23 protein-coding genes are annotated in these 25,714 nt (G+C 74.8%); 9 read left to right on the top strand and 14 right to left on the bottom strand.

All coding sequences use genetic code 11. The features are described from left to right. Positions 1-92 precede the first annotated feature (92 nt). On the top strand, positions 93-1,322 hold the full coding sequence (gene nhaA / locus IEW03_RS10315) for a Na+/H+ antiporter NhaA (RefSeq protein WP_229737907.1): 1,230 nt from the start codon (positions 93-95) through the stop codon (positions 1,320-1,322). Here nhaA and IEW03_RS10310 read toward each other — a convergent pair. Next, on the bottom strand, positions 1,300-2,034 hold the full coding sequence (locus tag IEW03_RS10310) for a DedA family protein (protein WP_188523598.1): 735 nt from the start codon (positions 2,032-2,034) through the stop codon (positions 1,300-1,302). The two genes, nhaA and IEW03_RS10310, sit on opposite strands and share 23 nt — an antisense overlap. Before the next feature lie 179 nt (positions 2,035-2,213). Here IEW03_RS10310 and IEW03_RS10305 point away from each other — a divergent pair, with 179 nt between their 5' ends. Further along, positions 2,214-3,608 carry a short-chain fatty acid transporter gene (locus tag IEW03_RS10305; protein ID WP_188523597.1) on the top strand — a complete coding sequence of 465 codons (1,395 nt, stop codon included), beginning with the start codon at positions 2,214-2,216 and terminating at the stop codon, positions 3,606-3,608. Positions 3,609-3,625: 17 nt separating this feature from the next. Here the strand turns inward: IEW03_RS10305 and IEW03_RS10300 are convergent, their stop codons facing one another. Next, positions 3,626-5,053, bottom strand: a complete 1,428-nt coding sequence (locus IEW03_RS10300; RefSeq protein ID WP_229737906.1) for an MFS transporter — start codon at positions 5,051-5,053, stop codon at positions 3,626-3,628. Positions 5,054-5,209: 156 nt separating this feature from the next. On the opposite strand from IEW03_RS10300, the gene IEW03_RS10295 reads away from it, so the two are divergent. Next, positions 5,210-5,941 carry a helix-turn-helix domain-containing protein gene (locus IEW03_RS10295; RefSeq protein WP_188523595.1) on the top strand — a complete coding sequence of 244 codons (732 nt, stop codon included), beginning with the start codon at positions 5,210-5,212 and terminating at the stop codon, positions 5,939-5,941. Positions 5,942-5,947: 6 nt separating this feature from the next. On the opposite strand, the gene IEW03_RS10290 is transcribed toward IEW03_RS10295, so the two are convergent. Beyond that, on the bottom strand, positions 5,948-7,456 hold the full coding sequence (locus tag IEW03_RS10290; protein ID WP_188523761.1) for an XRE family transcriptional regulator: 1,509 nt from the start codon (positions 7,454-7,456) through the stop codon (positions 5,948-5,950). Positions 7,457-7,625: 169 nt separating this feature from the next. Between IEW03_RS10290 and aceA the strand changes: the two genes are divergently transcribed. The 3 genes from aceA (at position 7,626) to IEW03_RS10275 (ending at position 11,338) form a co-directional block, all read left to right on the top strand. Continuing rightward, the gene (gene aceA / locus IEW03_RS10285; protein ID WP_188523594.1) at positions 7,626-8,939 is read left to right on the top strand and encodes an isocitrate lyase; all 1,314 of its coding nucleotides are present in this window, start codon (positions 7,626-7,628) and stop codon (positions 8,937-8,939) included. A gap of 110 nt (positions 8,940-9,049) precedes the next feature. Next, on the top strand, positions 9,050-10,777 hold the full coding sequence (gene aceB, locus IEW03_RS10280; RefSeq protein ID WP_188523593.1) for a malate synthase A: 1,728 nt from the start codon (positions 9,050-9,052) through the stop codon (positions 10,775-10,777). A gap of 144 nt (positions 10,778-10,921) precedes the next feature. Next, positions 10,922-11,338: a hypothetical protein gene (locus IEW03_RS10275; RefSeq protein WP_188523592.1), complete on the top strand. Its 417-nt coding sequence runs from the start codon at positions 10,922-10,924 to the stop codon at positions 11,336-11,338. A 52-nt stretch (positions 11,339-11,390) separates the two neighbouring features. Here IEW03_RS10275 and IEW03_RS10270 read toward each other — a convergent pair whose 3' ends face one another. Then, positions 11,391-12,032: a dihydrofolate reductase family protein gene (locus tag IEW03_RS10270; RefSeq protein ID WP_229737904.1), complete on the bottom strand. Its 642-nt coding sequence runs from the start codon at positions 12,030-12,032 to the stop codon at positions 11,391-11,393. Positions 12,033-12,266: 234 nt separating this feature from the next. Between IEW03_RS10270 and IEW03_RS10265 the strand changes: the two genes are divergently transcribed. Beyond that, a complete protein-coding gene (locus tag IEW03_RS10265) occupies positions 12,267-12,782 on the top strand; it encodes an HNH endonuclease (protein ID WP_188523591.1) in 516 nt (171 codons plus the stop codon). A gap of 32 nt (positions 12,783-12,814) precedes the next feature. Here the strand turns inward: IEW03_RS10265 and IEW03_RS10260 are convergent, their stop codons facing one another. Next, complete coding sequence (locus IEW03_RS10260; RefSeq protein WP_188523590.1) at positions 12,815-13,858, bottom strand: hypothetical protein; 1,044 nt, start codon at positions 13,856-13,858, stop codon at positions 12,815-12,817. Between the two features lie 156 nt (positions 13,859-14,014). Here IEW03_RS10260 and IEW03_RS10255 point away from each other — a divergent pair, with 156 nt between their 5' ends. Then, positions 14,015-14,380: a DoxX family protein gene (locus IEW03_RS10255; RefSeq protein WP_188523589.1), complete on the top strand. Its 366-nt coding sequence runs from the start codon at positions 14,015-14,017 to the stop codon at positions 14,378-14,380. 16 nt (positions 14,381-14,396) lie between these two features. On the opposite strand, the gene IEW03_RS10250 is transcribed toward IEW03_RS10255, so the two are convergent. The 6 genes from IEW03_RS10250 to IEW03_RS10225 form a co-directional block, all read right to left on the bottom strand. After that, positions 14,397-14,840 (bottom strand): DUF779 domain-containing protein, encoded by a 444-nt coding sequence (locus tag IEW03_RS10250; RefSeq protein WP_188523588.1) that lies wholly within the window; start codon positions 14,838-14,840, stop codon positions 14,397-14,399. Between the two features lie 22 nt (positions 14,841-14,862). Next, a complete protein-coding gene (gene exaC / locus IEW03_RS10245; RefSeq protein WP_188523587.1) occupies positions 14,863-16,386 on the bottom strand; it encodes an acetaldehyde dehydrogenase ExaC in 1,524 nt (507 codons plus the stop codon). 102 nt (positions 16,387-16,488) lie between these two features. After that, positions 16,489-17,781 carry a sigma-54-dependent transcriptional regulator family protein gene (locus IEW03_RS10240; RefSeq protein WP_188523586.1) on the bottom strand — a complete coding sequence of 431 codons (1,293 nt, stop codon included), beginning with the start codon at positions 17,779-17,781 and terminating at the stop codon, positions 16,489-16,491. 61 nt (positions 17,782-17,842) lie between these two features. Next, the gene (locus IEW03_RS10235; RefSeq protein WP_188523585.1) at positions 17,843-18,133 is read right to left on the bottom strand and encodes a DUF3175 domain-containing protein; all 291 of its coding nucleotides are present in this window, start codon (positions 18,131-18,133) and stop codon (positions 17,843-17,845) included. A gap of 50 nt (positions 18,134-18,183) precedes the next feature. Continuing rightward, positions 18,184-19,164 carry a bile acid:sodium symporter gene (locus IEW03_RS10230; protein WP_188523584.1) on the bottom strand — a complete coding sequence of 327 codons (981 nt, stop codon included), beginning with the start codon at positions 19,162-19,164 and terminating at the stop codon, positions 18,184-18,186. A gap of 49 nt (positions 19,165-19,213) precedes the next feature. Then, a complete protein-coding gene (locus tag IEW03_RS10225; RefSeq protein WP_229737903.1) occupies positions 19,214-19,738 on the bottom strand; it encodes an SRPBCC domain-containing protein in 525 nt (174 codons plus the stop codon). Positions 19,739-19,920: 182 nt separating this feature from the next. Between IEW03_RS10225 and IEW03_RS10220 the strand changes: the two genes are divergently transcribed. Beyond that, a complete protein-coding gene (locus IEW03_RS10220) occupies positions 19,921-20,571 on the top strand; it encodes a nucleotidyltransferase family protein (RefSeq protein WP_188523583.1) in 651 nt (216 codons plus the stop codon). Between the two features lie 30 nt (positions 20,572-20,601). Here the strand turns inward: IEW03_RS10220 and IEW03_RS10215 are convergent, their stop codons facing one another. The 3 genes from IEW03_RS10215 to IEW03_RS10205 are packed head-to-tail and all read right to left on the bottom strand — an operon-like array spanning position 20,602 to position 25,660. Continuing rightward, positions 20,602-23,544: a molybdopterin-dependent oxidoreductase gene (locus tag IEW03_RS10215; protein ID WP_188523582.1), complete on the bottom strand. Its 2,943-nt coding sequence runs from the start codon at positions 23,542-23,544 to the stop codon at positions 20,602-20,604. Beyond that, complete coding sequence (locus tag IEW03_RS10210; RefSeq protein WP_188523581.1) at positions 23,541-24,452, bottom strand: FAD binding domain-containing protein; 912 nt, start codon at positions 24,450-24,452, stop codon at positions 23,541-23,543. Before IEW03_RS10210 ends, IEW03_RS10215 begins: the two co-directional genes overlap by 4 nt. After that, positions 24,443-25,660 (bottom strand): XdhC family protein, encoded by a 1,218-nt coding sequence (locus tag IEW03_RS10205; RefSeq protein WP_188523580.1) that lies wholly within the window; start codon positions 25,658-25,660, stop codon positions 24,443-24,445. Before IEW03_RS10205 ends, IEW03_RS10210 begins: the two co-directional genes overlap by 10 nt. Between the last annotated feature and the right edge of the window lie 54 nt (positions 25,661-25,714).

Here is a 25,714-nt window from a genome sequence, read left to right as displayed (position 1 = left end):
CACCCCCATCCGACAGGAGCAGCACCCTGAGCCCCGACGGCGCGACCACCCCGGCCCTTCCCGACGGCCCCACCCCGACGTTCCCCGCCCAGGTGCGCCGGTTCGTCTCACGAGAGACGACCGGCGGGGCCCTCCTCATCGGGGCAGCGGTCGTCGCGCTGCTGTTCGCCAACTCTCCCTGGCGCGACGCCTACACCACGCTCACCGAGACCGTCGTCGGTCCCGCCGCGCTGCACCTCGACCTCAGCCTCGCCGCCTGGGCGGCCGACGGGCTGCTCGCGGTCTTCTTCTTCGTCGTCGGGGTCGAGCTCAAGCACGAGTTCGTCGCAGGGAGCCTGCGCAGCCCCAAGGAGGCGGGGGTCCCGATCCTCGCGGCCGTCGGGGGCATGGCGGTCCCGGCGATCCTGTACTCGGTGATCGTCGTCGGGCTCGGTGACCCCGGGGCGCTGCACGGCTGGGCGATCCCGACCGCCACCGACATCGCGTTCGCCGTGGGCGTCCTCGCCGTCTTCGGCAAAGGCCTGCCGGTCGCGATCCGTACGTTCCTGCTGACGCTGGCGGTCGTCGACGACCTGCTGGCGATCACCGTGATCGCGGTGTTCTACACCGAGTCGATCAACCTGCTGTTCCTCGCCCTCGCGCTGCTCGGCGTGGTGCTCTTCGGCTGGCAGGTCCGCTCGCGCACGCCCCGCTGGTGGCTGCTCGTCCCGCTGTTCCTGGTGACCTGGGCCCTCATGCACGCGTCGGGCGTGCACGCCACGGTCGCCGGCGTGCTCATGGGCTTCACCGTGGCGGCACGCCCGATGTACGACGAGCCCGAGCCGCGCACCCACCGCTACGAGAGCGCGGTCAAGCCGTGGTCGCAGGGGCTCGCGCTCCCCGTCTTCGCGTTCTTCGCCGCCGGGGTGAACCTGGTCGACGGCGGCGGTGTCGCCGAGATCCTCGGGCAGCCGGTGGTCCTGGCGATCACCGTCGGCCTGGTCGTGGGCAAGGTCCTCGGCGTCCTGGGGATGACGGCGCTCGTCACGAGGGTCACGCCGCTGCGGCTCGCGCAGGGCATCGGCGTGCGCGACCTCCTGCCGGTCGCCTTCCTGGCCGGCATCGGGTTCACCGTGGCGCTGCTGGTCGCCGAGCTCTCGTTCGGGCACGGGTCCGAGCACACCGACGGCGCGAAGGCCGCCATCCTGCTGGCGAGCGTCGTCGCGGCCGTGCTGGGGGCGCTGACGCTGCGCTGGGACGCCCGCCAGGCCCGTTCGGCGGACATGAACCTCGACGGCCAGGACGACGCCGTCACCAACTTCATCGGGGACGAGAAGGACTGACCGTGCCGCCGGCGGGGTCGCCGGACACACCGACCGCCTCGATCATCGGCGGCACGGGTTCGGTGACCGCCGCCGCGCCGCGGGCACCCAGGGCGCGGCGGGCGTCGCGGGCGGCGACGGCCCGGTCGACGACCGCCCCGAGCAGCGTCCCGGTCACGATGCCGACCAGGACGGCCAGCAGCGGCTGCGAGCCGAGGGTGCTGGCCACGACGACGCCGATGAGCACCGAGTAGACCGACCAGGCCGCCGAGGCCACGGCCGACAGCGCCATGAACCGGCGCCGGGAGAAGCCGACCGCGCCCGCGGTGACGTTCACGGCGGTGCGCCCCACGGGGACGAAGCGCGCGGCGAGCACGACCGACGCGCCCCGCCGGTCGAGCGAGCGGGCGGCCCACGCCACGGCGCGCCTGCCGCGCGGCCCCCGCAGGAACGGCACCCTGCCGGTGCCGAACGCCCGCCCGATCGAGAACGCCAGCTGGTCGCCGCACCATGCCCCGAGGGCGGCGACGAACAGCACGGCGGCGAGGTTCACTCCCCCGTCGGCCTGCGCACCCACGGCGAGCATGATGATGACGGTCTCGCCCGGCACCGGGGGGAAGAAGCCGTCGCCCGCGGTGGCGCCGAAGAGCGCCGGGAACGCCCACGACGACGACACCAGCGCCAGGAGCCACGCTTCGAGCTGGCCCCACGCCGAGGCGATCGCGTCGATCATCCCTCCACGGTCGTCGAGGCGGGCACCCCGGCACCATCAGGAGATCCCCCGGACGGACCCTGAGGTGACCCCGAGGCGACCCCGGCCGGCCGCCTCGACCGCACGCCGGATCTGCGCCAGAGTGCGACGGGGCGCAACGGCGCGCCCCGCGGTCGACGACGACACGGAGGTAGCACCCCATGAGCGACACCCAGGCCACGACGGCGTCCCCGGGAGCACCGCCACCGTCGCGCAACCCGTTCGCTCGGGCGATGCGGCCGGTGAACGCGCTGGTCGAGCGGTTCATCCCGAGCGCCCTCGTCTTCGCGATCCTCCTCACGGTGGTCGTCGCGATCCTCGCGCTGGCCCTCACGGACGCGGGACCGGTCGACGTCCTGGTCGCCTGGGGCGACGGGCTCGCCGGGCTGCTGGAGTTCATGACGCAGATGGCGCTCATCCTGCTGCTGGGACACATGCTGGCGAACACGCGGCCGGTACGCCGCCTGCTCGCGCGGCTCGGCGCGGTCCCCCGCACGCCCCTGCAGGCCTACGTCTTCGTGTTCGTGGTGGCGGCGGTCGCGTCCTTGCTGCAGTGGGGCCTCGGCCTCGTCGTGGGCGGCATCCTCGCGCGGGAGGTCGCGGCCCAGGCGCGGGCGAAGGGGCTGCGCGTCCACTTCCCGCTGCTGGTCGCGGCGGGGTTCTCCGGGTTCGTCGTGTGGCACATGGGCTACACCGGGTCGGGTCCGCTCACCGCCGCCACCGAGGGATCCTTCATCGCCACCCAGCTGGGGTCGACCGTCCCCGTGGCCGAGACGACCTTCGCGACCTGGAACCTGGTCGCCGCCGTCGTGACGATCGTCGTCGTGGCGGGCGCCCTCGCGCTCGTCGCCCCGCGCGGCGGCGACCGGATCGTGGAGCTCCGGGTGGACGCGCGCGACCAGGGCGTCGAGGTCGACGAGGAGCGACGCACCCCCGCCGACCGGCTCGACGCCTCCCGGTGGCTCACGTCCCTGGTGGGCGTGGCGATCGTCGCCTACCTCGTCGTCTACTTCACACGCGGCGGCGGGCCCACGCTGGACATCGTCAACTGGACGTTCCTGGCCCTGATCATGCTGCTGGTGCGCAACCCGTTCGAGATCATGGCGCTCGTCAAGGCCGCGGCGTCCAACGTGGGCGACATCCTGCTGCAGTTCCCCCTGTACGCGGGGATCCTCGGGATGATGACGGCGACGGGCCTGGTCGCGGTGCTCTCCGACTGGTTCGTGAGCATCTCGACGCCGGGGACCTTCGGCGTCCTGTCGCTGCTGTCGGCGGGCCTGGTCAACTTCTTCGTGCCGTCCGGCGGCGGGCAGTTCGCCGTCCAGGCCCCGATCCTGCTGCAGGCAGCGAACGACCTCGGCGTGAACCCGTCCGTCGCGATCATGGCGATCGCCTACGGCGACCAGTGGACCAACATGATCCAGCCGTTCTGGGCGCTCCCCCTGCTGGCCATCGCCGGCCTCAAGGTGCGCGACATCCTCGGCTACACCACCGTCACGCTGATCGCGTCCGGCGTCGTGTTCGCGGGCACGCTGCTGGTCGTGGGCGCCGGCTGACCCGGCGCCCCCGGGGGTCAGCCGGCGCGGCGCGTCCGGGCGGCGAGGACCAGGGCGACGGCGACCCCCACGACGCTGACCGCCGTGGCCACCCAGAACGCGGCCGCGTACCCGCCGACGGGTTCCGCGCTGCCCGCGGCCGCGAGCAGCGCGGTCACGACGGGCGCCGCCGCCGCCGAGCCGACGGTCCGGACCACGCTGTTGAGCCCCGTGGCGGCCCCGGTCTCGGTGGCCGGCGACGACATGACGACGAGCTGTGCGCAGATCGCGTAGCCGATGCCGTTGCCGAGCCCCAGCACGGAGAACGCGACGACGACCGCCCACGGCGTCGCGGGCCACAGGGCCAGCCCGGCGGCGCCGAGCGCCATGACGGCGGCCGCGACGGCACCCGTGCGTCCCGCGCCGACGCGCCGGACGAGCACCGGCGTCGTGCGCCCGCCGAGGAACACCAGGACGGCGCTCGGCAGCATGGCCAGGCCCGAGACGGTCACGCTCATCCCGTGCCCGTAGCCCGTGGCCGCCGGGGCCTGCATGAGCAGCGGGAGCGCGACGTAGCAGACGTACGGCACGAACCCGACGGCAACGGTGAGGAGGCTGACCAGCACGATCGGCCCGTGCCGGAAGGTGCGCACGTCCACCACCGGCGCCGGCGAGCGCAGCTCGACGAGCACCAGCAGGGCGAGCAGCACCAGGCCGGCGACGCCCGCACCGAGCGTGCGCGCGGAGGTCCAGCCCCAGGTGCCGCCCTGGGACACCGCGAGCAGCACGCCCACGAGCCCGCCGGCGAGCAGGGCGATGCCGGGCCAGTCGGTCCGGCGCTGCACGGCGGGCGCGCCGCCGCGGGGCACCCAGGCCGCGACCAGCACGGCTGAGCCGAGGATGAGCACCGCCCCGAGGACGAACAGCCAGCGCCACGACAGAGCGTCCACCACGACGCCACCGACGACGAGCGCGGCGCCCGCGCCGAGCCCGATCATGCCCGGGATCCAGCCGAACGCGGCGGCGAGCCGCGGGCCGGCCAGCACCTGGCGTGCGAGCGCCAGCGCGAGCGGGAACGTCGCGGTGCTCACGCCCTGGACGACGCGGGCGGCGAGCAGCACGCCGAGGCTCGGGGCCGCGGCCGCGGCCAGGGTGGCCGCCGCGAAGACGAGGATCGTGGCGAGCAGCACGCGCCGGTGGCCGAACCGGTCGCCGAGGTTCCCGACCACCGGCGCGAGGACCGCACCGGCGAGCAGGAAGGCCGTGAGGATCCAGCCCGTGCCCTGGGCGGTCGCGCCGAGCTCGCGCCCCAGGGTCGGCAGCGCCGGCACGACGAGGGTCTGCATCAGCGAGAACGCGAGCACCGCCATGCTCAGCGCGAACGTGACCCGGGCGGGGTGCCGCGTGATCGTCGGGTCGGTGCGGTCGGGCGCGACCTCGTCGACGGGGGTGCTGGTCGGGGGCACGGGTGGGCTCGCTCTCTGCCGTGGGGGGTCGCCGTCCGGCGGACGGCGGTCGGGCATCGCCGGGACGTCCGGGCGTCGGACGGCGTGCCGTCATCCAATCGGAACGGAATGCTCGTTCCGATTCAGGCTAGCACCCGCCCGCACTACCGTGAGGCCATGCCTGCCACCGACGAGCCCGACCGCCCCCTCCCCGGCCGGCAGCGGGAGGCGCGCGCCAACGACACCGCCGTGCTGACGGCCGCGCGCGAGGTGTTCTCCGCACGCGGCACCGAGGCGTCGATGGCCGACGTCGCCCGGCACGCCGGCGTGGGCGTGGGCTCCGTCTACCGGCGCTACCCGACCAAGGAGGCCCTGGTCGAGGCGCTGCACGTGCACGCCGTGCGGGAGGCGGCGCGGCTCGCCGCCGAGGTCGCCGACGCCGTCGAGGGCGCCGCGGGGGCGCCGACCGCTCCGGTTCCCGGGTCCCGGCGGGAGGACGGCCCCGCCCCGGAGGACGGCCCTGCCCTGGAGGACCGGGGCGGCGTCACCGCGTTCCTCGAGAGGCAGATCACCGGCGCGACCGGACCGCTGCTGCGCCCGCCGGGCCTGCGTGGGCCGCTGCCCCCCGACCTCGCCGCCGCCTCGGCCGAGCTCGGCGCCGAGCTGGAGCGGATCGTCGCGCGCGACCGCGCCGCCGGGCTGCTCCCGGAGGGTTTCACCTCGGCTGACGTCATGCAGCTGCTGCAGCACCTGCGCCCGGCGCTGCCGTTCGGGCGCGACCGCGCGGACGCGCTCCACCTGCGCTACCTCGCGCTCGTCGCCCGCGGCCTGCACGAGCAGGCGCGCGCCGGGCAGCCCCTCCCCGACGGCCCTCGCTGGGACGAGTGGGTGGGCGCCTGGCACGACTGACGACCCTCACGACGCGGGGGCGTGCCGCTCCAGGAACTCGTAGACCTCGGTCGTGTCGACGCCGGGGAACGCGCCGGACGGCATCGCGGCAAGCATCGACGCGTGCGGCCGGGCGCTCGGGAACGCCTGCCCGGCCCACCGCTGGGCGAGCGGGCGGGCGGGCTGCCGGCAGCACGACTCGTCCGGGCAGCGCGACGTCGCGCGCGCCGTCGTCTCCCGGCCCAGGAACCACTTGACCTGGGCGTACGGCACCCCCACGCTCACCGAGAAGCGGCCGTCGGCGGTGTCCGTCACGCGTGACGTGCACCAGTACGTGCCCGTCGGGGTGTCGGTGTACTGGTAGTACGGGCTGAGGCGGTCGGTGATGCCGAAGACGACGCGCGCCGTCCAGTGCCGGCACACGTGCTGCCCCTCGACGGTGCCGAGCGCGTCGGCCGGGAACCGCACGCCGTCGTTCTCGTACGCCTTGTGGATGGCCCCGGACTCGTGGACCTTCATGAAGTGCACCCCGATGCCGAGGTGCCGCGTGGCGAGGTTGGTGAAGCGGTGGGCGGCCGTCTCGTACGAGACGGCGAACGCGTCGCGCAGGTCCTCGAGCGAGATCGCCCGGGCCTCCTTGGCCTCGCGCAGCTGCTTGACCGCCTCCCGCTCCGGGATCAGCAGCGCGGCGCACAGGTAGTTCGCCTCCACGCGCTGGCGCAGGAACTCGCGGTAGTCGCCCGGCTCGGAGTGCTCGAGGACGTGCGACGCCAGCGCCTGCAGCACCGCGGAGCGGGCGTCGGACCGGCCGCGGATGCCGTTGCTCGGCAGGTAGACGCGCCGGTGCCGCTGGTCGATCACGGCGCGGGTCGACTGCGGCAGGTCGGCCTCGTAGTGGATGGTGAAGCCGAGGTGCTCCGCCAGCTCCCCCGCCGCCCGCTGCGGCAGCGGGCCGCGCCCGTGCCCGACGCCGTCGAGCAGCCGGCGCGCGACGACCTCCAGGTCGGGGAAGTAGTTGTCCTGCGCGCGCATGTCGGCGCGCAGCTCGGTGTTCGCCCGGCGCGCCTCCTCCGGCGTCAGGGCCCGCTCCGAGTGCAGCCGCTCGAGCTCGCGCTGCAGCGCGACGACCGCCTCCAGCGCGTCCGTCGGCAGCGACTTGCCGACCCGCACCGGCTTGACCCCCAGCGCCGAGAAGAGCGGCCCTCTTTGCACGCGCTCGAGCTCGATCTCCAGCGCGTCGCGGTGCGACGGCGGCTGGGGCGAGAGCAGGTCCTCGACGCTCGCCCCGAGCGCGCGGGCGACCGCCTGCAGCCGTGCGATCGTCGGCTCGCGCTTGCCGTTCTCGAGCATGGAGACCTGTGACGGTGCACGTCCGATGGCCCCTCCGAGCTGCTCCAGGGTCATGCCGCGGCGGGTGCGCAGGTGCCGGATGCGGCGGCCGATCGTCAGGGCGTCCGCCTCGTGCCCGATCGGGATGCCGGTCGGCAGCGCCGCGTCGTCCCGGGTACCGGGCTGCTGTTCGGTCGAGATGGCCATGGTCGAGGGTGACATGCACCACCCCTTCCGTCCAGGAGAAGAACCGTGAAACTTCTCCGCCGTATCGCTGGCCGGGGCGCGTCGCCGAGCGTCAGGGTCGTCATCAGGACGACGGGCGGCCGCCGTCCGGCAGACCGACCGCAGTGACGTAGACGGAGAGGCACCGACCATGACCGCGACGCTCGAGCCCCAGACCACCACCCGCCCCGGCGACCAGACGCAGACCGCCGAGCAGCTCGCCGAGCAGTGGGCCACCGACCCCCGCTGGGCAGGCGTCGAGCGCACGTTCACGGCCGAGGACGTCGTGGCGCTGCGCGGCTCCGTCGGCGAGGAGTGCACGCTCGCGCGGCGCGGCGCCGAGCGCCTGTGGCGGCAGCTGCACACCGAGGACTACATCAACGCCCTCGGAGCGCTGACCGGGAACCAGGCGGTGCAGCAGGTCAAGGCGGGCCTGCAGGCGATCTACCTGTCCGGCTGGCAGGTCGCCGGCGACGCGAACCTGGCGGGCCAGACCTACCCCGACCAGTCGCTCTACCCCGCCAACTCCGTGCCGGCCGTGGTCCGTCGCATCAACAACGCGCTGCTGCGCGCCGACCAGATCGACGTCGCGGAGAACGGCGCGGCCACCCGCGACTGGCTCGCCCCGATCGTGGCCGACGCCGAGGCCGGCTTCGGGGGCCCGCTCAACGCCTACGAGCTGATGAGGTCCATGATCTCCTCGGGCGCCGCGGGCGTGCACTGGGAGGACCAGCTCGCCTCGGAGAAGAAGTGCGGCCACCTCGGCGGCAAGGTGCTGATCCCCACCCAGCAGCACGTGCGGACCCTCAACGCGGCCCGCCTCGCCGCCGACGTCTCCGACGTGCCGTCGGTCGTGATCGCCCGTACCGACGCCGAGGCGGCGACCCTGATCACCTCCGACGTCGACGAGCGCGACCGCCCCTTCATCACCGGAAAGCGGACCGCCGAGGGCTTCTACGAGGTGACGAACGGCATCGAGCCGTGCATCGCCCGCGCCAAGGCCTACGCGCCGTACTCCGACCTCATCTGGATGGAGACCGGCACGCCGGACCTCGACCTCGCCCGCCGGTTCGCCGAGGCCGTCAAGGCCGACTTCCCGGACCAGATGCTGGCGTACAACTGCTCGCCGTCGTTCAACTGGAAGAAGCACCTGGACGACGACACCATCGCGAAGTTCCAGCGCGAGCTGGGCGCCATGGGCTTCGCCTTCCAGTTCATCACCCTCGCCGGCTTCCACGCCCTGAACTACTCGATGTTCGACCTGGCCCACGGGTACGCCCGCGAGCAGATGTCGGCCTACGTGGAGCTGCAGGAGAAGGAGTTCGCCGCCGAGGGGCGCGGCTACACCGCCACCAAGCACCAGCGCGAGGTGGGCACCGGCTACTTCGACCGCGTCGCCACCGCGCTCAACCCCGACGCCGCCACCCTGGCCCTCGCCGGCTCCACCGAGACGGCCCAGTTCTGACCGATCCCCGGTGTCGCCGCGGTAGTGCCCTGCGCGCTCCGGTAGTGCTCTGCCGGCACTACCGGAGCGCGCCAGGCACTACTTCACGGCCCACTCGTCCCGGAGGCATCATGACCACGCTCGCCGACCCACGCACCCGTCCCACCGACACCCTCGCCACCCCGCTGGCCGACACCGCCTCCGGGCCGTCGGCCTGGGGCGCGGCGTCCCTCGCCGAGGGCACCGTCACCGTCGCCGCCGACCTCGGCCCGCGCGACGCGGAGGTCCTCACCCCCGGGGCGCTGGCGTTCCTCGCCATGCTCCACGACCGGTTCGCCGACGACCGCACCCTGCTCCTGCTGGAGCGGCAGCGGCGCATGCGCCGCATCGCCGACGGCGAGGACCCGGACTTCAGCCCGGCCACCCGCCCGGTGCGCGACGACCCGTCGTGGCGGGTGGCGGGGTCGGCCGGCGCCCCCGGGCTCGCCGACCGGCGCGTCGAGATCACCGGTCCGACGGACCCGAAGATGACGATCAACGCGCTGAGCTCCGGTGCCCGCTGCTGGCTGGCGGACGCCGAGGACGCGCAGTCGCCGACGTGGCGCAACGTCGTCGAGGGGCAGCTCGCGCTGCGCGACGCGATCCGCGGCACGCTCGAGCACACCGCGCCGAACGGCAAGCACTACACCCTGCCGTCGTCGGACCTGACCGAGCTGCCGACGATCGTCTTCCGCCCCCGCGGCTGGCACCTGTTCGAGTCGCACCTGGCCTACACCGGCCCGGACGGCTCCACCCAGCCGGCGTCGGGCACGCTGGTGGACTTCGGGCTGTACCTGTTCCACAACGCGACCGAGCTGGTCGCCCGCGGGCGCGGGCCGTACTTCTACCTGCCGAAGCTCGAGGGCTACCGCGAGGCGCGGCTGTGGAACGAGGTCTTCGAGGTGGCGCAGGAGGCGCTCGGCCTGCCGCGCGGCACGATCCGCGCGACGGTGCTCGTCGAGACGCTGCCGGCCGCGTTCGAGATGGAGGAGATCCTCTACGAGCTGCGCGAGCACTGCGCCGGCCTCAACGCCGGCCGCTGGGACTACCTGTTCTCGGTGATCAAGTGCTTCCGCACCCGCGGCGACTCGTACGTGCTGCCCGACCGGGGGCAGGTGACGATGACGGCGCCGTTCATGCGGGCGTACACCGAGCTGCTCGTGGCCACCTGCCACCGGCGAGGCGCGCACGCGATGGGCGGGATGAGCGCGTTCATCCCCGACCGTCGTGACCCGGCGGTGACGGAGCGCGCCGTCGAGCAGGTGTGGGCCGACAAGACGCGCGAGGCGCACGACGGCTTCGACGGCACCTGGGTGGCGCACCCGGACCTGGTCGAGGTGGCGCTCGGCGCGTTCGACGAGGTGCTCGGCGACCGCGACAACCAGGTCGACCGGCAGCGTGACGACGTCCGCGTCGACCAGGCAGACCTGCTCGACGTCGCGTCCGCACGGCGGGCCGGCGCGACCGTGACCGAGGCGGGCCTGCGCGCCAACGTCTCCGTGGGCGTGCGGTACATCGAGTCGTGGCTGCGGGGCGCCGGGGCCGCGGCGATCGACCACCTGATGGAGGACGCCGCGACCGCGGAGATCTCCCGGTCGCAGGTGTGGCAGTGGGTCACCTCGGGCACCCGCACCGAGGACGGCGAGCCGATCACGCGCGGGCGGTGCGAGGCGGTGCTGCGTTCCGTGCTGATCGGGCTGCCGCGCTCGGCCGGCGACCGCTTCGACGACGCCGCGGCGATCTTCCGCGAGGTCGCGCTGGGCACCGACTTCCCGCCGTTCCTCACCACGGGGGCCTACGCCCGCTACCTGGCCGGCTGACCGGCGCCGGCCAGTGGCCGAACAGGCGGTTGCGCACGTTCTGAGCGGTCAGAACGTGCGCAATCGCCTGTTCGGCGCCCAGGTGCCAGGGGCCTGTGGATGACGCCGGCGGGAGACCTGTCGACTGGGGCAGGGTGACGACGCATGGAGACGCTCACCGAACCCTTCCGCCCGGGCGACCGGATCACCGACGACGCCGAGCTCCTGGAGCTCGCGTGCTACCTCGCCGACGGCAGCCGTCCCGGCGAGCGCGACCTCACCCTCACGTGGCTCGACGCCGACGACCGGGTCGTCGGCGTCGTCCTGCCCGTCGACGACGTGCCCACCGCTCCCGACGCCGCCGCGGCGCGTCACCTCGGCGACCTGCTGCGCGAGGTCCTGGACGAGCACGCCCCCGGCGGCAGCGTCGTGGCCGTCCTCGGCCGGCCCGGCGACTCCGCGGTGTCGGCCGGCGACCGCGCGTGGAACCGCGCGCTGCGTGCCCGCTCCGGCGTCCGCGTGCGCGGCGTGTTCGTCGCCGCCGGGGGCGAGGTGCGGCCGCTCACGCTCGACGACGCGTGACCGCCGCCGGCGTCATGCGGTGCCCGGGCTCGCCCGCCGCACCGGCCCCGGCTCAGCGCACCGAGTCCCGGTTGTCGATGACGGCGGACTCGGCCAGCTCGAGCGGGCCGGGGCGCAGCTCCAGGTACACCAGCCCGCTCTCGCCGACCTCGGTGCGGGTGACGGTGAACCCGGACGGGACGGCGCCGCGGTCGAACAGCCGCTTGCCGTCGCCGAGCACGACGGGGGCGACGAAGATCCGGTAGACGTCCACGAGCCCGAGGTCGTGCAGCGTGCTCGCGAGCCGCGCGCTGCCGTGCACCTGCAGCTCGTCGCCCGCGCGCGCCTTGAGCGCCTCGACCTCGGCGGCGAGGTCGGACGACGACGGGTCGATCACCGTCGTGCCGGCCCACGACGGCTCGCGCAGCGTCGCCGAGACGACGTACCGCGGGCCGGCGTTGATCCTCGCGGCGACGGTGTCCTCGGGGTCGGTGACGTCCGGCCAGTAGCCGCGGAACATGTCGTAGGTGGTGCGGCCGAGCAGGATCGCGTCGGTAGCGGCGAACCACCCGTCGACGACCCTGCCGAACATCGGGTCGGCGGTGAACGGGATGAACCACCCGCCCTTGTCGAAGCCGCCGCTGGTGTCCTCCTCGGGCCCGCCCGCGCCCTGGACGACACCGTCGAGCGACGTGAACATGTTGACGCTGAGCACCCTGTCCTCCTCTGATGTGGGGTGGTGACGGGGGTAGGACCGGGCGACCGTCACGGACTCATCGCCCAGACCACACGCACGACGGATCGCCCCAATGCCCTGGACTTTCAGGGCATGGGGGCATACTTTCACCTCGGCGGGCCCTGGTGACCCGCCTCACAGCAGCACGACCGACACCGACGAGGAGCCGCCCGCGCGTCGCACGACGCGCCCCGCCAGGAGGGAGCACGAACCATGGCCGACGTGCTGGTCCTCAACGCGGGCTACGAGCCCCTGCACCGCGTGTCGGTGAAGCACGCCATGACGATGCTCGTGCGCGGCGTGGCGGTCGTCGAGGAGGCCGTCGAGGGCCACCGCTTCGGGCCCTATCCCCTGCCGCGCGTGCTGCGGCTGGTGCGCTACGTGGCGATGCGCTGGCGGTACCGCGCGGCGGGCCGCCCGGCGGTCACCAAGGAGGGCGTCAAGCACCGCGACGGCGAGTGCGCCTACTGCGGCGGCCCGGCCGAGACGGTGGACCACGTGGTGCCCCGCTCGCGCGGCGGCGACTCGTCGTGGCTCAACCTCGTCGCGGCCTGCGTGCCGTGCAACCACCGCAAGGCCGATCGCACCCCGCTCGAAGCGGGGATGCCGCTGCGCCTCGCGCCGTTCGTCCCGCCGGCGGAGCACGGCCTGGTGCGCCGGCACCGGTCGGGCGCGCGCCGCGGGTCGCCGGGGCACCAGGCCGCGGTCGCCGAGCCCGCCGTCGCCTGACGGCCGGCCCGGGCGACGGCAGCCCTGGTCGCTCAGGCGGCGGGGTCGTCGCCCATCAGCTCGGGCCCGCCGAGCTCGACGCCGGCTCGCTCGACCGGGGCGCGCTCGGCCCCGGGCAGGTCCGCACCGAGGGGCGGGGGCCCGCCGAGGTCGCCGCCCGCGGCGGAGGTGAGCGCCCGCGACGCGATGACGGAGCTCGCGAAGTTCGCGTGGCAGGCCGTGCAGTACCACTCGGGCGTGGGGACGGGCACCTCGAAGCCGCCGTACACGACGTCCGGCTCGGCGTTCATCACGTCGTCCTGGAACGTCATGCCCCACACGACGCGCTTGGTGCGCCCCCGGGCCCCGCAGCCCGGGCACTGCGGCCGCATGCGGGCGCGCTGCGCCGCGACCGTGTGGGCGTGCATGAGGTCGTGGCACGCCTCGCACAGCAGGTGCACGTCGCGCACGACCTGCTCGAGCGTGCGCCCGCCCGCCGTGGTGGTGCCGAGGCGGACGGCGCCGTCGTCGTGCGCCTGCATCTGGTGCACGTCGACGAAGCGCTCGCACGACGCGCAGCGCTCCTCGCGCCGCATCGCCCAGCCGGTCACGGCGCGGTGCCCGAGGATGCGCAGCGCGTGCACGTCGGGTGCGGTGCGGCCGGCGCCGCAGTCGCCCGGGTCCAGGGTGTGCACCGGGCCCGCGCCGAACTGCTCGGCGACGCCGTCGAGCACCAGCCGGGCGTGCTCGGCCGGCAGCCACCCGGACGTGCCGGTGTAGCTGTCGGCCCCGTCGAAGAGGTCGGCCCAGACGATCGGCCGGTCGGGGCCGAACAGGTCGTCGGACACCCAGCTCTCGCCGTCGGGGGTGCCCATCAGCTCGACGGAGGCGACCACGCCGGCGTCACCCAGCACGGTGACGACGACGTCGCCGCGCTGGGGCCCGCCCGGCCCGCCGGGGAGCGTGTGCTCGCGCGAGCGGGTGGCGATCGCGACGGACTCGCGCAGCCACTCGCCGGACCAGTGCAGGTACACCGACGGCACCAGCCAGGCGGGCAGCGCCGACAAGGACGGGATGGTCTCGCTCTCTCGGGTCACGAGGCGAAGATATCGGGCGAACGGGCCCGAGCACGACATCGCCCGACATCCGATGACACCGCACGACACCCCGGAGGCCAGGTCGTTCCCCGCACCGCCGGTGCGCGGTAGGTTCACCACCAGGCACGACGGCGTCGCCGACATCGTGGAGGGACCATGGACATCGCACTCTGGGTCGCCGCGGGGCTGCTGGCCGCGCTCTATCTCGTGGTGGGCTTCGTGAAGCTCACCCGCGGCAAGGAGCGGCTGCGGACCCGGATGGGCTGGGTCGAAGACTTCCCCGACGTCGTGGTGCGCTTCATCGGGCTGTGCGAGATCGCGGGCGCCCTGGGCGTGATCCTCCCCTGGCTGACGGACGTCGTGCCCGTGCTCACGCCGATCGCCGCCGCGTGCCTGTTCCTGCTGCAGGTGCTCGCGATCATGGTGCACGTGCGCCGGCAGGAGACCTCCCAGCTCACGATCAACGTGCTGCTCGCCCTGCTCGCGGCGTTCGTGGCGATCGGCCGCTTCGCCGGCTGGTGAGCCCGGCGCGGCACGCTCAGCGCACCGCGGTCAGCGTCGCCAGCTCGTCGTCCGTGAACAGCCGCGACCGGATGAGGAACCGCACCCCCTCCGGCGCCTCGACGCTGAACCCGGAGCCGCGCCCGGGCACCACGTCGATCGTCAGGTGCGTGTGGCTCCAGTACTCGAACTGGGCCCGGCTCATCCACACCGGCACGGTGAACGTCTCGCCGGTCGCGCCCGGCTCGGTGAGCGGCTCGTCCTTCAGCTCGAGGTCGCCCAGGTGCACGTCCGCGTCGCCGAGCAGGAAGTCGCCGTCGGGGTAGCACATCGGGCTCGACCCGTCGCAGCACCCGCCCGACTGGTGGAACATCAGCTCGCCGTGCTGCCGCCGCAGCCGGGCGAGGAGCCCGGCCGCGGCGGCGGTCACGGCGACGCGCGCAGGGAGCCCGCCGGCGGCCGCCCCGTCGTCGTCGCTCATCGCGCCTCCTTCGTCGTCCGGCTCAGAAGAACCCGAGCTTCTGGCCCGAGTAGCTGACCAGCAGGTTCTTCGTCTGCTGGTAGTGGTCGAGCATCATCTTGTGGTTCTCACGCCCGACGCCGGAGCCCTTGTAGCCGCCGAACGCCGCAGCCGCCGGGTAGGCGTGGTAGCAGTTGGTCCACACGCGCCCCGCCTCGATCGTCCGGCCCGCCCGGTACGCCGTGGCGCCCTGCCGCGACCACACGCCGGCGCCGAGCCCGTACAGGGTGTCGTTGGCGATCTTCATCGCGTCGTCGAAGTCCGCGAACTCCGTCACCGACACGACCGGCCCGAAGATCTCCTCCTGGAAGATGCGCATGGAGTTCTTGCCCTCGAACACGGTGGGGGTCACGTAGTAGCCGCCCGCCAGGTCGCCGTCGAGCTCGGCCCGTTGCCCGCCGGTGAGCACCTTCGCGCCCTCCGCCTTGCCGATGTCGATGTACGACAGGATCTTCTCGAGCTGGTCGTTGCTGGCCTGCGCGCCGATCATCGTGTCGGTGTCCAGCGGGTTGCCCTGCGTCACGGCCTTGGTCCGCTCCAGGGCGTCGCCGAGGAACTGGTCGTAGATGTCGGCCTGGATGAGCGCGCGCGACGGGCAGGTGCACACCTCGCCCTGGTTGAGGGCGAACATCGTGAACCCCTCGAGGGCCTTGTCGTAGTAGTCGTCCCGCTGGTCCGCGACGTCGGAGAAGAAGATGTTCGGGCTCTTGCCGCCGAGCTCGAGCGTCACGGGGATGATGTTCTGCGACGCGTACTGCATGATCAGCCGGCCGGTCGTCGTCTCGCCGGTGAAGGCGATCTTGCGGATGCGCGGGCTGGACGCGAGCGGCTTGCCCGCCTCGACGCCGAACCCGTTGACCACGTTCAGCACGCCGGGCGGCAGCAGGTCCCCGACGATGTCCAGCAGGAAGAGGATCGACGCCGGCGTCTGCTCCGCCGGCTTGAGGACGACGGCGTTGCCCGCCGCGAGCGCCGGCGCCAGCTTCCACGTGGCCATGAGGATCGGGAAGTTCCACGGGATGATCTGCCCGACGACCCCGAGCGGCTCGTGGAAGTGGTACGCGATCGTGTCCTCGTCGATCTCGGAGATCGACCCCTCCTGGGCCCGGATCGCGCCCGCGAAGTAGCGGAAGTGGTCGATGGCGAGCGGGATGTCCGCGGCGAGCGTCTCGCGGACGGGCTTGCCGTTCTCCCACGACTCGGCCACCGCGATCTTCTCGAGGTTCGCCTCCATGCGGTCGGCGATCTTGTTCAGGATGTTCGCCCGCTCCGTGACCGTGGTCTTCCCCCAGGCGGTCGCCGCGCCCTCCGCCGCATCGAGCGCCCTCTCGATGTCGGCGGCGGTGCCCCGCGCGACCTCGGTGAAGGTCTGGCCCGTCACGGGGCTCGGGTTCTCGAAGTACTGCCCGTTCGCCGGCGGGACGTACTCGCCGCCGATCCAGTGGTCGTACCGGGCCCGGTACTCGGCGATCGCCCCCGGCTGGCCGGGTGCTGCGTAGACGGTCATGCTGCCTCCTCGCGTGCCTGCGGCGCGCCGTCGCGCCGCGTGGTCGCGACGGTAGGCGCCGGAAGGTTGCAGTCCCGTTGCAGCGCGACCGGCCGCGGACCGTCAGGACAGTTCGGCGTCCAGGAGGGCGACGTGGGCACCGGCCCGCACCGCGTGCGGGCTGCCGGGCGCGGCGACGGCGAGCAGGCGGGTCCACGCGGCGTGGTCGTCGGCGCCGTCGACGCCGCGCACCCACGCGTCCAGTGCGGCCAGGTCGTGGGAGGCGAGCACGGCGGCCCGGACCTCGGCGGCCAGCTCGGCGCGCAGCGCCTCCACGCCGGGCGCTCCGGATCTCGGCAGCAGCGGGGCGTAGCGACCCGCCGCGGTCCGGACGTCACCCCGGCCGAGCGCCTCCCGCACGTCGCCCGCGTCGGTGCGCAGGGGCCGGGCGAGCCGGTACGGCCGGGAGTCGGCGAGCAGCGGCCCGACGACGCGCCGCAGCCGCGACACCTCCGCGCGGACCGTCACGTCCGACAGCTCCCCCGGGTGCAGCAGCACGGCGAGCTCGTCCGCGCCGAGCCCCCCGGGGTGCTCGGCCAGGAGCAGCAGGATCTCGGCGTGCCGCAGCGACAGGGGCTGCACGCCCCGGACGGTGCGCAGCGTCGGCCTGCCGAGCACGACGAGGTCGGGTGCGGCGCCCGACAGCGAGGCGTCGGGCCCGGCCCGGACACCGGCCGCCGCGCGCGCGGCGAGCTCCCGCTCGACGGTCGCGACGGTCGCGCGGACCAGGGAGAGCACGACGTTCGAGGCCGCCGCGGGTCCGCCGGTCACGTCCAGCACCCCGAGCACGCGCCCGGTCGCCAGGTCGTGGATGGGTGCCGCGGCGCAGCTGAGCTCCTGCACGGGCCGCGAGTAGTGCTCGGCCCCGATCACCTGGACGGCCCGTCGGGTCGCGAGCGCCGTGCCGGGGGCGTTCGTCCCGACGCTCTCCTCGCGCCACACCGCGCCCTCGACGAACCCGACGCGCTCGACGGTCCCGCGCAGCCCGCGGCTGCCCTCCACCCACAGCAGCCGGCCCGTCTCGTCGGAGACCGCGACGACGAGGCCGTCGTCCGCCGCCGCGTCGACGACGAGCTCCCGCACCACCGGCATCGCGGGGGCGAGGGGGTGTCCCTGGCGGTAGTCGGCCAGCTGGTCACGACCGAGCGGCGCCGCCGCGTGCGGGGCGTCCGGGTCGACGCCGCTGCGCAGCGAACGACGCCAGGAGGCCGCGACCAGCGGGTCCACGCCCGCCGGGGGCTCACCGGTGCCCAGGAACGTCTCGTAGGCGGCGCGCACGCCGGTCGGGTCGTGGCGCGGGCCGGTGCGTCGGGGGCGCCCGCCCGGGTGGGCCGCGGCGTCCGTCGCCTTGCGCATCAGGACCTCCCGACGTCGTCGTCCGGTGGTGCGGACAGTGTAGGACGCCGACGCCCCGGCGTCAGTCCCGCCCGAAGGCCTTGCGCAGCTCGTCCTTCGCCCGCTCGAGCACGTCCCGCTGCGACGCCGGCAGGTTCGTGCCCGCCCGGTTGACGTAGAACGTCAGCATCGACATCGCCGACTGGTAGGCCGACCCCTTGCGGCGCCGGCTCGACTCGGCGGAGCGCTTGAGAGACGCCGCGATGCGCGCCGGGTCGTCCCAGGTGAACACGTCGTCGTCGAGGTCGAGCGCGTCGGAGTGCTCCGTGACGTCCTGCGACCACTTCTCGTCGCTCCCGTCGTGCTTCGCCATCCTCCGACGCTAGGCAGGGCCGCGGCTGCTCGCAGCCTGCCTCCGCCCGCTCAGTCACGCAGCGCGAGGCGACGTGCCAGGACGGCGCACACCACGAGCTGGAGCTGGTGGAAGACGATCACGGGCACCGCGACCACGCCGGCCACCGCGACCGGGAACAGCACGCTCGCCATCGGCAGCCCGGTCGCGAGCGACTTCTTCGACCCGCACATGAGCAGCGCGACCCGGTCGGTGACGGGCAACCGCAGCGCCGCGCCGCCCCACCAGGTGATCGCGAGCATGACCGCGAGCAGCACCGCGCTGACCAGCAGCAGCGCCACGATCACCCACGCGGAGGTGCCGGCCCACACGCCCGCCGACGACGCCGCGGCGACGGCCGAGAACACCACGACCAGGATGGTGCCGCGGTCCACGGAGAGGGTCAGCCAGCGGCGGGCCCGTACCCAGTCGCCCACGACCGGCTGCAGCAGCTGCCCGACGACGAACGGCAGCAGCAGCTGCACCAGCACCGTGCGGACGCCGCCGAGCCCGCCGGCGGCCCCGGCCCCCGCCGCGCCGGACGCGTCGGGCATCAGCCACAGCACGAGCAGAGGCGTGAGCAGCATGCCGAGCACGTTGGAGACGGTGGCGCCGCAGATCGCGCCCGCCACGTTGCCGCGGGCCACGGAGGTGAAGGCCACCGACGACTGCACCGTCGACGGGAGCAGCGCCAGGAAGAGCATCCCGGCGGCCAGCGGCGCGCCCACGAGCGGCACGACCGCCCAGGCGACCAGCAGCCCGAGGAGGGGGAAGACGACGTACGTCGACGCCAGGATCCCGCCCTGCAGCCGCCCGTTGCGCAGGCCCGCCCACACCTCCCGCGTCGACAGCCGCATGCCGTAGACGAGGAACAGGGCGGTCACCGCGACGTCGCTGACGACGTCCACCACCCGCTGTGCGCCCGGGCCCACGGGGATCACCAGCCCCGCCACGAGGACGACCATCAGGACGACGACGAACGGGTCCACCCACCGGCTCAGCACACGACGCACCGGGCGAGTCTAGGGATCCCGCCGGCACGACGACGCGGAGGTCCGCCGCTCAGCGACGACCGGCGGGGAGGTTCGCGTCGGCCCACCGGCGGCCGGGCTCCGGGTCGACGCCGAAGCGCTCCGCGTAGCGCTCGTGGATCTCGCGCCACGGCTCGTGCGCCTCCTCGTCCGAGAGGAAGCCTCCGGCGAGATGGGGCTCGAGGCGCGCGAGGTAGGTCTCCCACCCGGCAGCGGTCTGCGCCGCGGGCAGGTCGTCGATGACGTGGGTGTAGACGAGGCGGCAGCCGTCCTCCGTGCGCGAGAGCTCGAACGCCTGCGGCTGACCGGCGAAGGTCCAGGCCAGGCGATGAGGCGCGTCGACCTCGGTCACCTCGAGCACGGCTCCGCCGAGGTCGACGACCTCCCCTTCCGCCGGCGTCCACGGCGCGGCGCCGGGGAAGAAGCGCCCGAGCTCGGCCGGGACGGAGACCGCCTGCCACACCCGCTCGACCGGGTGTGCGACCGTGAGCTCGAAGCGCAGCCGGGGGCGCCCGTCTGCCTCGTCCAAGGTGCCGTAGGCCAGGTGTGCGGTCATGTCGTGCCGTCCCTTCCGGGTCTGTGGCCGGTGCGCTGCACGGTGGCCCACGGTCGCCGAGTGCTCTGCCGCGCAGGCACGACGATAGGCAAGTCGTTACTTGCACGTCAAGTGTCGACGACCACCGGGCAGGGCCCGGCCGCAGAGGCGCCGCCGCCCCGGCCGCGCCCTACCCTGGACCGGTGACCGCGCCGCCCGGGACCAGCGACCTCCCCCGCACCGTCGCCGTCCTGCTCGCGGCGGGAGCAGGCACCCGGCTGGGCCGCGGCACGAAGGCGCTCCTCCCCCACGCCGGCCGCACCCTGGCCGAGCACGTCGCGGACGTGCTCCGGGCGGGCGGCTGCGACGAGGTCGTCGTCGTGCTCGGCGCGCAGGCGAGGCAGGTGCGCGACGGCGCCAGGTGGGACGCCTCCCGGGTGCGGGTCGTGGTCAACGACGCGTGGGCCACGGGGATGGCGTCGTCGCTGCGGGCCGGGGTCGCGGCCGCGCTGGAGCCTCGCGACGGCGTGCCCACGGGACGCCTCGTCGTGGCGCACGTGGACCAGCCCGGCGTGAGGCCCGACGACGTCGGCCGCCTGCTGGCCGCGCACCGGCCCGGCCGGATCGCCGTCTCGCGCTGGGCCGACGCGGCGGCGCCGGGCCCGGGGCGGCCCCGCTGGGCCCACCCGCTGGTGCTGGACGCCGCGCTCGCCGGCCCCGCGGCCGCGAGCGCCACGGGCGACGCCGGAGCGCGCGACTTCCTGCGCGCCCACGCCGACCTGATCGACGTCGTCGTGCACCCGGGCGACGGGCGCGACGTCGACACCGAGGCCGACCTCGACCTGCTCACCTGACCCGGGGCGCTGTGGGTGCACAGCGCCGGGTCAGGTGGTGGCGGCCGCCCTGATGCCGAGGTAGACCTTGTCCCGCGCGAGCGGCAGCTCGGTGAACCGCACGCCCGTCGCGGCGCGGACCGCGTTGGCCAGGGCCGGCGCGACCGGGTTGAACGGGCTCTCGCTCATCGACTTGGCCCCCATCGGCCCGGTGGTGTCGCTGGTGCGGGCGAAGTAGACCTCGCTGCGGGGCACGTCCGCGAACGTGGGCAGGTGGTACTGGCGGAAGATGTCGGTGGTGACGCGCCCGTCGTCGTCGATCACCACGTCCTCGTACAGGGCGGCGCCGAGCGCCTGCGCGATGCCGCCCTCGACCTGGCCACGGCACTGGCGCGGGTTGACGACCTCCCCCGCGTCCGCGGCCTGCACGCTCTGCAGGATGCGGATCTCGCCGGTGCCGCGGTGCACCGCGACGCGGAACCCGTGCACGTTGAACGCGACCGACCGCGGCGTGCCGCCCCAGCGGCCCTCCGCCTCCAGCCGCACCCCCGCGGCGGCGGCGTGGCGCGCCACGTCGGCCAGCGCAAGGGTGCTCCCCGCGCACTCGACGCCGCCGGGCACGAGACGGCACCCGGCCACCTCCGTCCCCGCCGCCGTCGCGGCCACGGCCAGCACCTGGGTCGCGAGCTCGGTCGCCGCGGCGAGCGACGCCTTGCCCGCCACGACCGTCCCGGTGGAGCCGAACGCGCCCGTGTCGTGCTCCACGAGGTCGGTGTCGGACTGCCGGACGACGACGTCGCCCGCGCGCTGGCCGGTCGCGCCGGCCACGAGCTGGGCGTGCACGGTCGTGGTGCCGTTGCCGAACTCCGCCGTGCCGACCTCCGCCTCGACCACGCCGTCCGGGCGCAGCCGCGCCCGCGCGTGGGCGACGTGGCCCCGCGGCGGGACCGTGTCGATCATGGAGACGGCCGTCCCCTCGCCGACATCCCACTCCTGGCCCAGCCACGGCGTCCCCGGGTCGTCGGGGTCGGCCCCGTACGCGGCGACGTCCCGTGCCCGGCCGCGGGCGAGGGCGTCGTCGGCCAGCTCGATGCACTCGTCGAGGCCGTAGCTGCCGTACAGCACATCCTCCTCCGGCTCGGGGTTGAGCGACAGCATGGGGTCGCCCTCGCGCACCACGTTGCGCCGACGCAGGTCGAGCGGGTCCATCCCGAGTCGGCGGGCCAGCTCGTCCATCGCCGACTCCACCGCGAAGATCATCTGGCTCAGCCCGTACCCGCGGAACGCCCCGGACGGCAGCGTGTGCGTGTACACGCAGTGCGCGTCGACCTTCTTGTTCGCGCACGTGTAGACGGCGATCGACTCGCCGCAGCCGTGGAACATCACGCCCGGCCCGTGGTTGCCGTAGGCGCCGGTGTTGCTCAGCACATCCAGGTGCAGCGCCGTCAGCGTGCCGTCGCGACGGGCGCCGGCCCGGACCCGGACACGGAAGGGGTGCCGCGTCGTCGTGCCGGTGAAGGTCTCCGTCCGGGTCAGCTCGAGCTGCACGGGCCGGCGCAGCCGCAGCGCCGCGAGCGCCGCGACGTCCTCGACCAGCACCTCCTGCTTGCCGCCGAACCCGCCGCCGACCCGCTCGCAGTACACGCGCACGCGGTCCAGGGGCAGGTCGAGCACCCGTGCCAGGTGGCGGCGGGCCAGGAACGGCACCTGGGTCGACGACCGGACCACCAGCCGGCCGTCGTCGTCGAACGACGCGATCGCCGCGTGGGTCTCGAGGGCCGCGTTCTGCACCCGCTGCGTGCGGTAGGTGGCCTCGTGCACGACGTCCGCCTCCGCGAGGCCCGCCTCGACGTCGCCGAGCTCGCTGTGCACCTCGGCGACGACGTTCGCCCCGGGCCGGGAGACCCGCGCGGACGCGGCGTCCAGCTCCGGGTGCACGAGCGGCGCGCCGGGCGCCATCGCCTCCTCGGGGTCGACGACGGCGGGCAGCACCTCATAGTCGACGCGCAGCCGCCGCACTCCCTCCTCCGCCGCGGCGACCGAGTCGGCCACGACGGCGGCCACCCGCTGCCCCACGAAGCGCACGACGTCGTCGAGGATGCGCGTGTCGTCGGGGTCGTCCGTCCAGTGCTCGTGCTGGGCCGTGCTGAAGCGCGCCGCCGGGGCGTCGGCGTGCGTGAGGACGGCGCGCACGCCGGGCACCGCGAGCGCGTCCGCCGTGTCGAACGCGGTGATGCGGGCGTGCGCGTGCGGCGAGCGCGCCAGCCTCAGGTGCAGCAGCCCCGGGTAGGCATCCGGGTCGACGTCGAGCGTGTAGCGCACCTGCCCCGTCACGACGCCGCGGCTCGCCGGGGCGGGCTCGTTGGTGCCGAAGGCGGCCGTGCCCACCGCGCCCGGCTCGCCGTGCGAGTGCGCGGGCGTCCACCCGTCGTGGCCCTGGTCGCACGGCGCGGCGCCGGCCGGGTGCGGCACGCCGCAGGTGTCCCCGCCCGTCACGGCGTCCGCGATCGACCGGTACCCCGTGCAGCGGCACAGGTTGCCCTTGAGGCTGCGCGGCAGGTTCGCCCGCTGGTCGTCGTCGAACGTCGCCGCCGTCATGATCAGGCCCGCCGTGCAGAAGCCGCACTGGAAGCCCTGGGAGTCGAGGACCTGCTGCTGGACGGGGTGCAGCGCCCCGTCGGCGGCCGCGTCGGGGCCGTGGGCCGACGCCGCGAGCCCGCCGATCGTCGTCACGTCGCGGCCGGCCGCGCGCCGCGCGGGGTAGACGCAGCTGTGCACCGGCACGCCGTCGACGTGCACCGTGCACGCGCCGCAGTCGCCCCCGTCGCAGCCCTTCTTGACGCCGAGCGCGCCCTGCTCGCGCAGGAACGTGCGCAGGCACTGGCCCGCGCGGGGCACGGCGTCGACGTCCCGGCCGTCCACGCGCAGCACCGGCGTCGTGCCCGGGCCGGCGGCCGACGTCGGGGTGGTGGGGCGGGTGGTCGCCTCGGTCATCGCCGGCCTCCGTCGGTCGGGCTGTCGGTCGGGCTGTCGGTCGGGCTGTCGTCGCGCTCGAGCAGCTCGCGGCGGATCTCCTCCGCGAGCCGGTAGGTCATGTCGCGGCGCCACGCGGGCAGGCCGTGGATGTCGTCGTGGTACAGGTCGTCCGGGATCGCGGCGTCGATCGACGCCGCCAGGCCCGCGGCGTCGGGGTGCGCGCCCGGCGGGAACCGCAGCTGCACCGGCCGACGGGTGGACGCCGTCACGGTGATCACGAGCTCGCCGCCGGCGCCGTCCGTCGGGTCCGCCGCGTCGAGGCGGCCGATCAGCAGCACGCCGGAGCGCCCGAGGTTCGACAGCGAGAGCCGGCGGAACGCCGTGCGGGCACGCAGCGCCGCGGCCGGCAGCCGGATCGCGCGCAGCAGCTCGCCCGGCGCGAGGGTGTTGCGCATCTCGCCCGTGACCAGCTCGACCACGGGCTGCGTGCGGCGCGCCCCGCCCGGGCCCCAGACCTCGGCGACGCCGTCGAGCGCCGCGGTCAGCGACGTCATCGGCCCCGCCGGGAGGGACGTGGCCACGTTCCCGCCCACGGTCGAGGTGTTCCAGATCTTGAACGACGCGACGAAGGCGTCGCAGCACGGGCGCACGAGGTCCAGCGCGGGCCATGCGTCGCGCACGGCCGCCGCGGCCGGGTCGTCCGGGAAGGCGTACAGCTCCGCGACGGTGCAGGTCGCGGCGACCTCCAGCCCGTCGTCCGTCACCGTGAGCGCGGGCCACCCGGCGCTCGTGAGGTCGAGCAGCCGGCGCAGGCTCTGGCTGCCGTACGAGAACAGGACGGTGCCGCCGGCCAGCCACGCGTCGCCCTCGCGCCAGTCGGCGGGGTCGGCCGTGGGGACCAGGTCGGTGACGGTGCTCAGGTCCACCGGGAGCCCTCCTTGCTGTGGTCGTCGCGGGGAACGGCCGGCGCCGCGTGCAGCGGGCCGTCCGTGCGGCTCAGGGGCAGCGCGGCGGCGCGGCCGTGACGGACGGCGACGAGCTCGGCCACGACGGAGACGGCGACCTCCTCGGGCGTCACGGCGCCCAGGTCGAGGCCGATGGGCGAGCGCAGCCGCGCCAGCGCCTCGGGCGTCACGCCCTCGGCGCGCAGGGCCTCCAGGCGCTGGGCGTGCGAGCGGCGCGACCCCATCGCCCCGACGTACGCGAGCGGCAGCCCGAGCGCGAGCCGCAGGGTCGGGACGTCGAACTTGGCGTCGTGCGTGAGGACCGCCACGGCGGTGCGGGCGTCGAGGCGCCCGGCCTCCGCCTCGGCCGCCAGGTACCGGTCGGGCCAGTCCACGACCACCTCGTCCGCCTGCGGGAAGCGGCGCGGGTCCGCGAACACCTCCCGGGCGTCGACGAGGGTCACGCGGTAGCCCAGCAGCCGCACCGCCCGGATCAGCGCGCCCGCGAAGTCGCCCGCGCCGACGACGACGAAGCGCGGCGGGGCGAGCCGGGTCTCGACCAGCAGCGTGACGGGCTCGTCGTCGGGCGTGCACCCGCCGTCGTCGACGCCGGGTGCCGCGTGGACGGTCGCGGCGCCGCCCGCGCGCAGGACGGCGTCGACCTGGGCCGCCACCGCCGGCAGCGCGCCTTCGTCGACGAGCCCCCGCAGCGAGTTGTCAGAGCCACGTGGGCCTATATCGCCACCTGGCTCTGACAACTCGAGAACGACGGCGGTGGGGCGCGCGACGTCCAGGCGCCGCACGAGCGCGGCGGGGGCGTCCTCGCCCGCGGCGAGCTCGGCCAGCGCCACCGCGCCGGGGTCGCCGTCGTCGCCGGGCCGTACGGGCTGGACGTGCACCTCGAGGCTGCCGCCGCAGGTGAGGCCGACGGCGAACGCGTCGTCGTCGGACCAGCCGAAGGTCTCGCGGTGGCACTCCCGGGCGGCGATCGCGTCGAGCGCGGCGGCGTGCACCGCCGCCTCGACGCACCCGCCGGACAGGCTGCCGATCACGGCTCCGTCGGCGCGTACCGCCATCGCGGTGCCGACAGGGCGCGGCACCGAGCCCGACGCCCCGACCACCGTCGCGACGGCGAACGGCGCACCGCCGGGTCCGAGCCACGCGGCCAGCTGGTCAACCAGGGTGAGCATCAGTGCCCCCTCCCTCTCGGTCGGGCCCGCCGGGTCTTGACGGGCCCGACCGAT

Origin of the sequence: Isoptericola cucumis (genome assembly GCF_014635665.1) — a bacterium.
Lineage (GTDB): Bacteria > Actinomycetota > Actinomycetes > Actinomycetales > Cellulomonadaceae > Isoptericola > Isoptericola cucumis.
This window is presented reverse-complemented; position numbering and strand designations above follow the sequence as displayed.

Excerpts from the sequence above, each read along its gene's own strand:
- IEW03_RS10265 (WP_188523591.1), top strand. The coding sequence starts at position 12,267 with ATGGCCGACGTGCTGGTCCTCAACGCGGGCTACGAGCCCCTGCACCGC.
- aceB (WP_188523593.1), top strand. The coding sequence starts at position 9,050 with ATGACCACGCTCGCCGACCCACGCACCCGTCCCACCGACACCCTCGCC.
- IEW03_RS10235 (WP_188523585.1), bottom strand. The coding sequence starts at position 18,133 with ATGGCGAAGCACGACGGGAGCGACGAGAAGTGGTCGCAGGACGTCACG.
- IEW03_RS10240 (WP_188523586.1), bottom strand. The coding sequence starts at position 17,781 with ATGCGCAAGGCGACGGACGCCGCGGCCCACCCGGGCGGGCGCCCCCGA.
- IEW03_RS10250 (WP_188523588.1), bottom strand. The coding sequence starts at position 14,840 with ATGAGCGACGACGACGGGGCGGCCGCCGGCGGGCTCCCTGCGCGCGTC.
- IEW03_RS10215 (WP_188523582.1), bottom strand. The coding sequence starts at position 23,544 with ATGACCGAGGCGACCACCCGCCCCACCACCCCGACGTCGGCCGCCGGC.
- IEW03_RS10290 (WP_188523761.1), bottom strand. The coding sequence starts at position 7,456 with ATGGCCATCTCGACCGAACAGCAGCCCGGTACCCGGGACGACGCGGCG.
- IEW03_RS10305 (WP_188523597.1), top strand. The coding sequence starts at position 2,214 with ATGAGCGACACCCAGGCCACGACGGCGTCCCCGGGAGCACCGCCACCG.
- IEW03_RS10295 (WP_188523595.1), top strand. The coding sequence starts at position 5,210 with ATGCCTGCCACCGACGAGCCCGACCGCCCCCTCCCCGGCCGGCAGCGG.
- exaC (WP_188523587.1), bottom strand. The coding sequence starts at position 16,386 with ATGACCGTCTACGCAGCACCCGGCCAGCCGGGGGCGATCGCCGAGTAC.
- IEW03_RS10205 (WP_188523580.1), bottom strand. The coding sequence starts at position 25,660 with ATGCTCACCCTGGTTGACCAGCTGGCCGCGTGGCTCGGACCCGGCGGT.
- aceA (WP_188523594.1), top strand. The coding sequence starts at position 7,626 with ATGACCGCGACGCTCGAGCCCCAGACCACCACCCGCCCCGGCGACCAG.
- IEW03_RS10225 (WP_229737903.1), bottom strand. The coding sequence starts at position 19,738 with ATGACCGCACACCTGGCCTACGGCACCTTGGACGAGGCAGACGGGCGC.
- IEW03_RS10275 (WP_188523592.1), top strand. The coding sequence starts at position 10,922 with ATGGAGACGCTCACCGAACCCTTCCGCCCGGGCGACCGGATCACCGAC.
- IEW03_RS10255 (WP_188523589.1), top strand. The coding sequence starts at position 14,015 with ATGGACATCGCACTCTGGGTCGCCGCGGGGCTGCTGGCCGCGCTCTAT.
- IEW03_RS10310 (WP_188523598.1), bottom strand. The coding sequence starts at position 2,034 with ATGATCGACGCGATCGCCTCGGCGTGGGGCCAGCTCGAAGCGTGGCTC.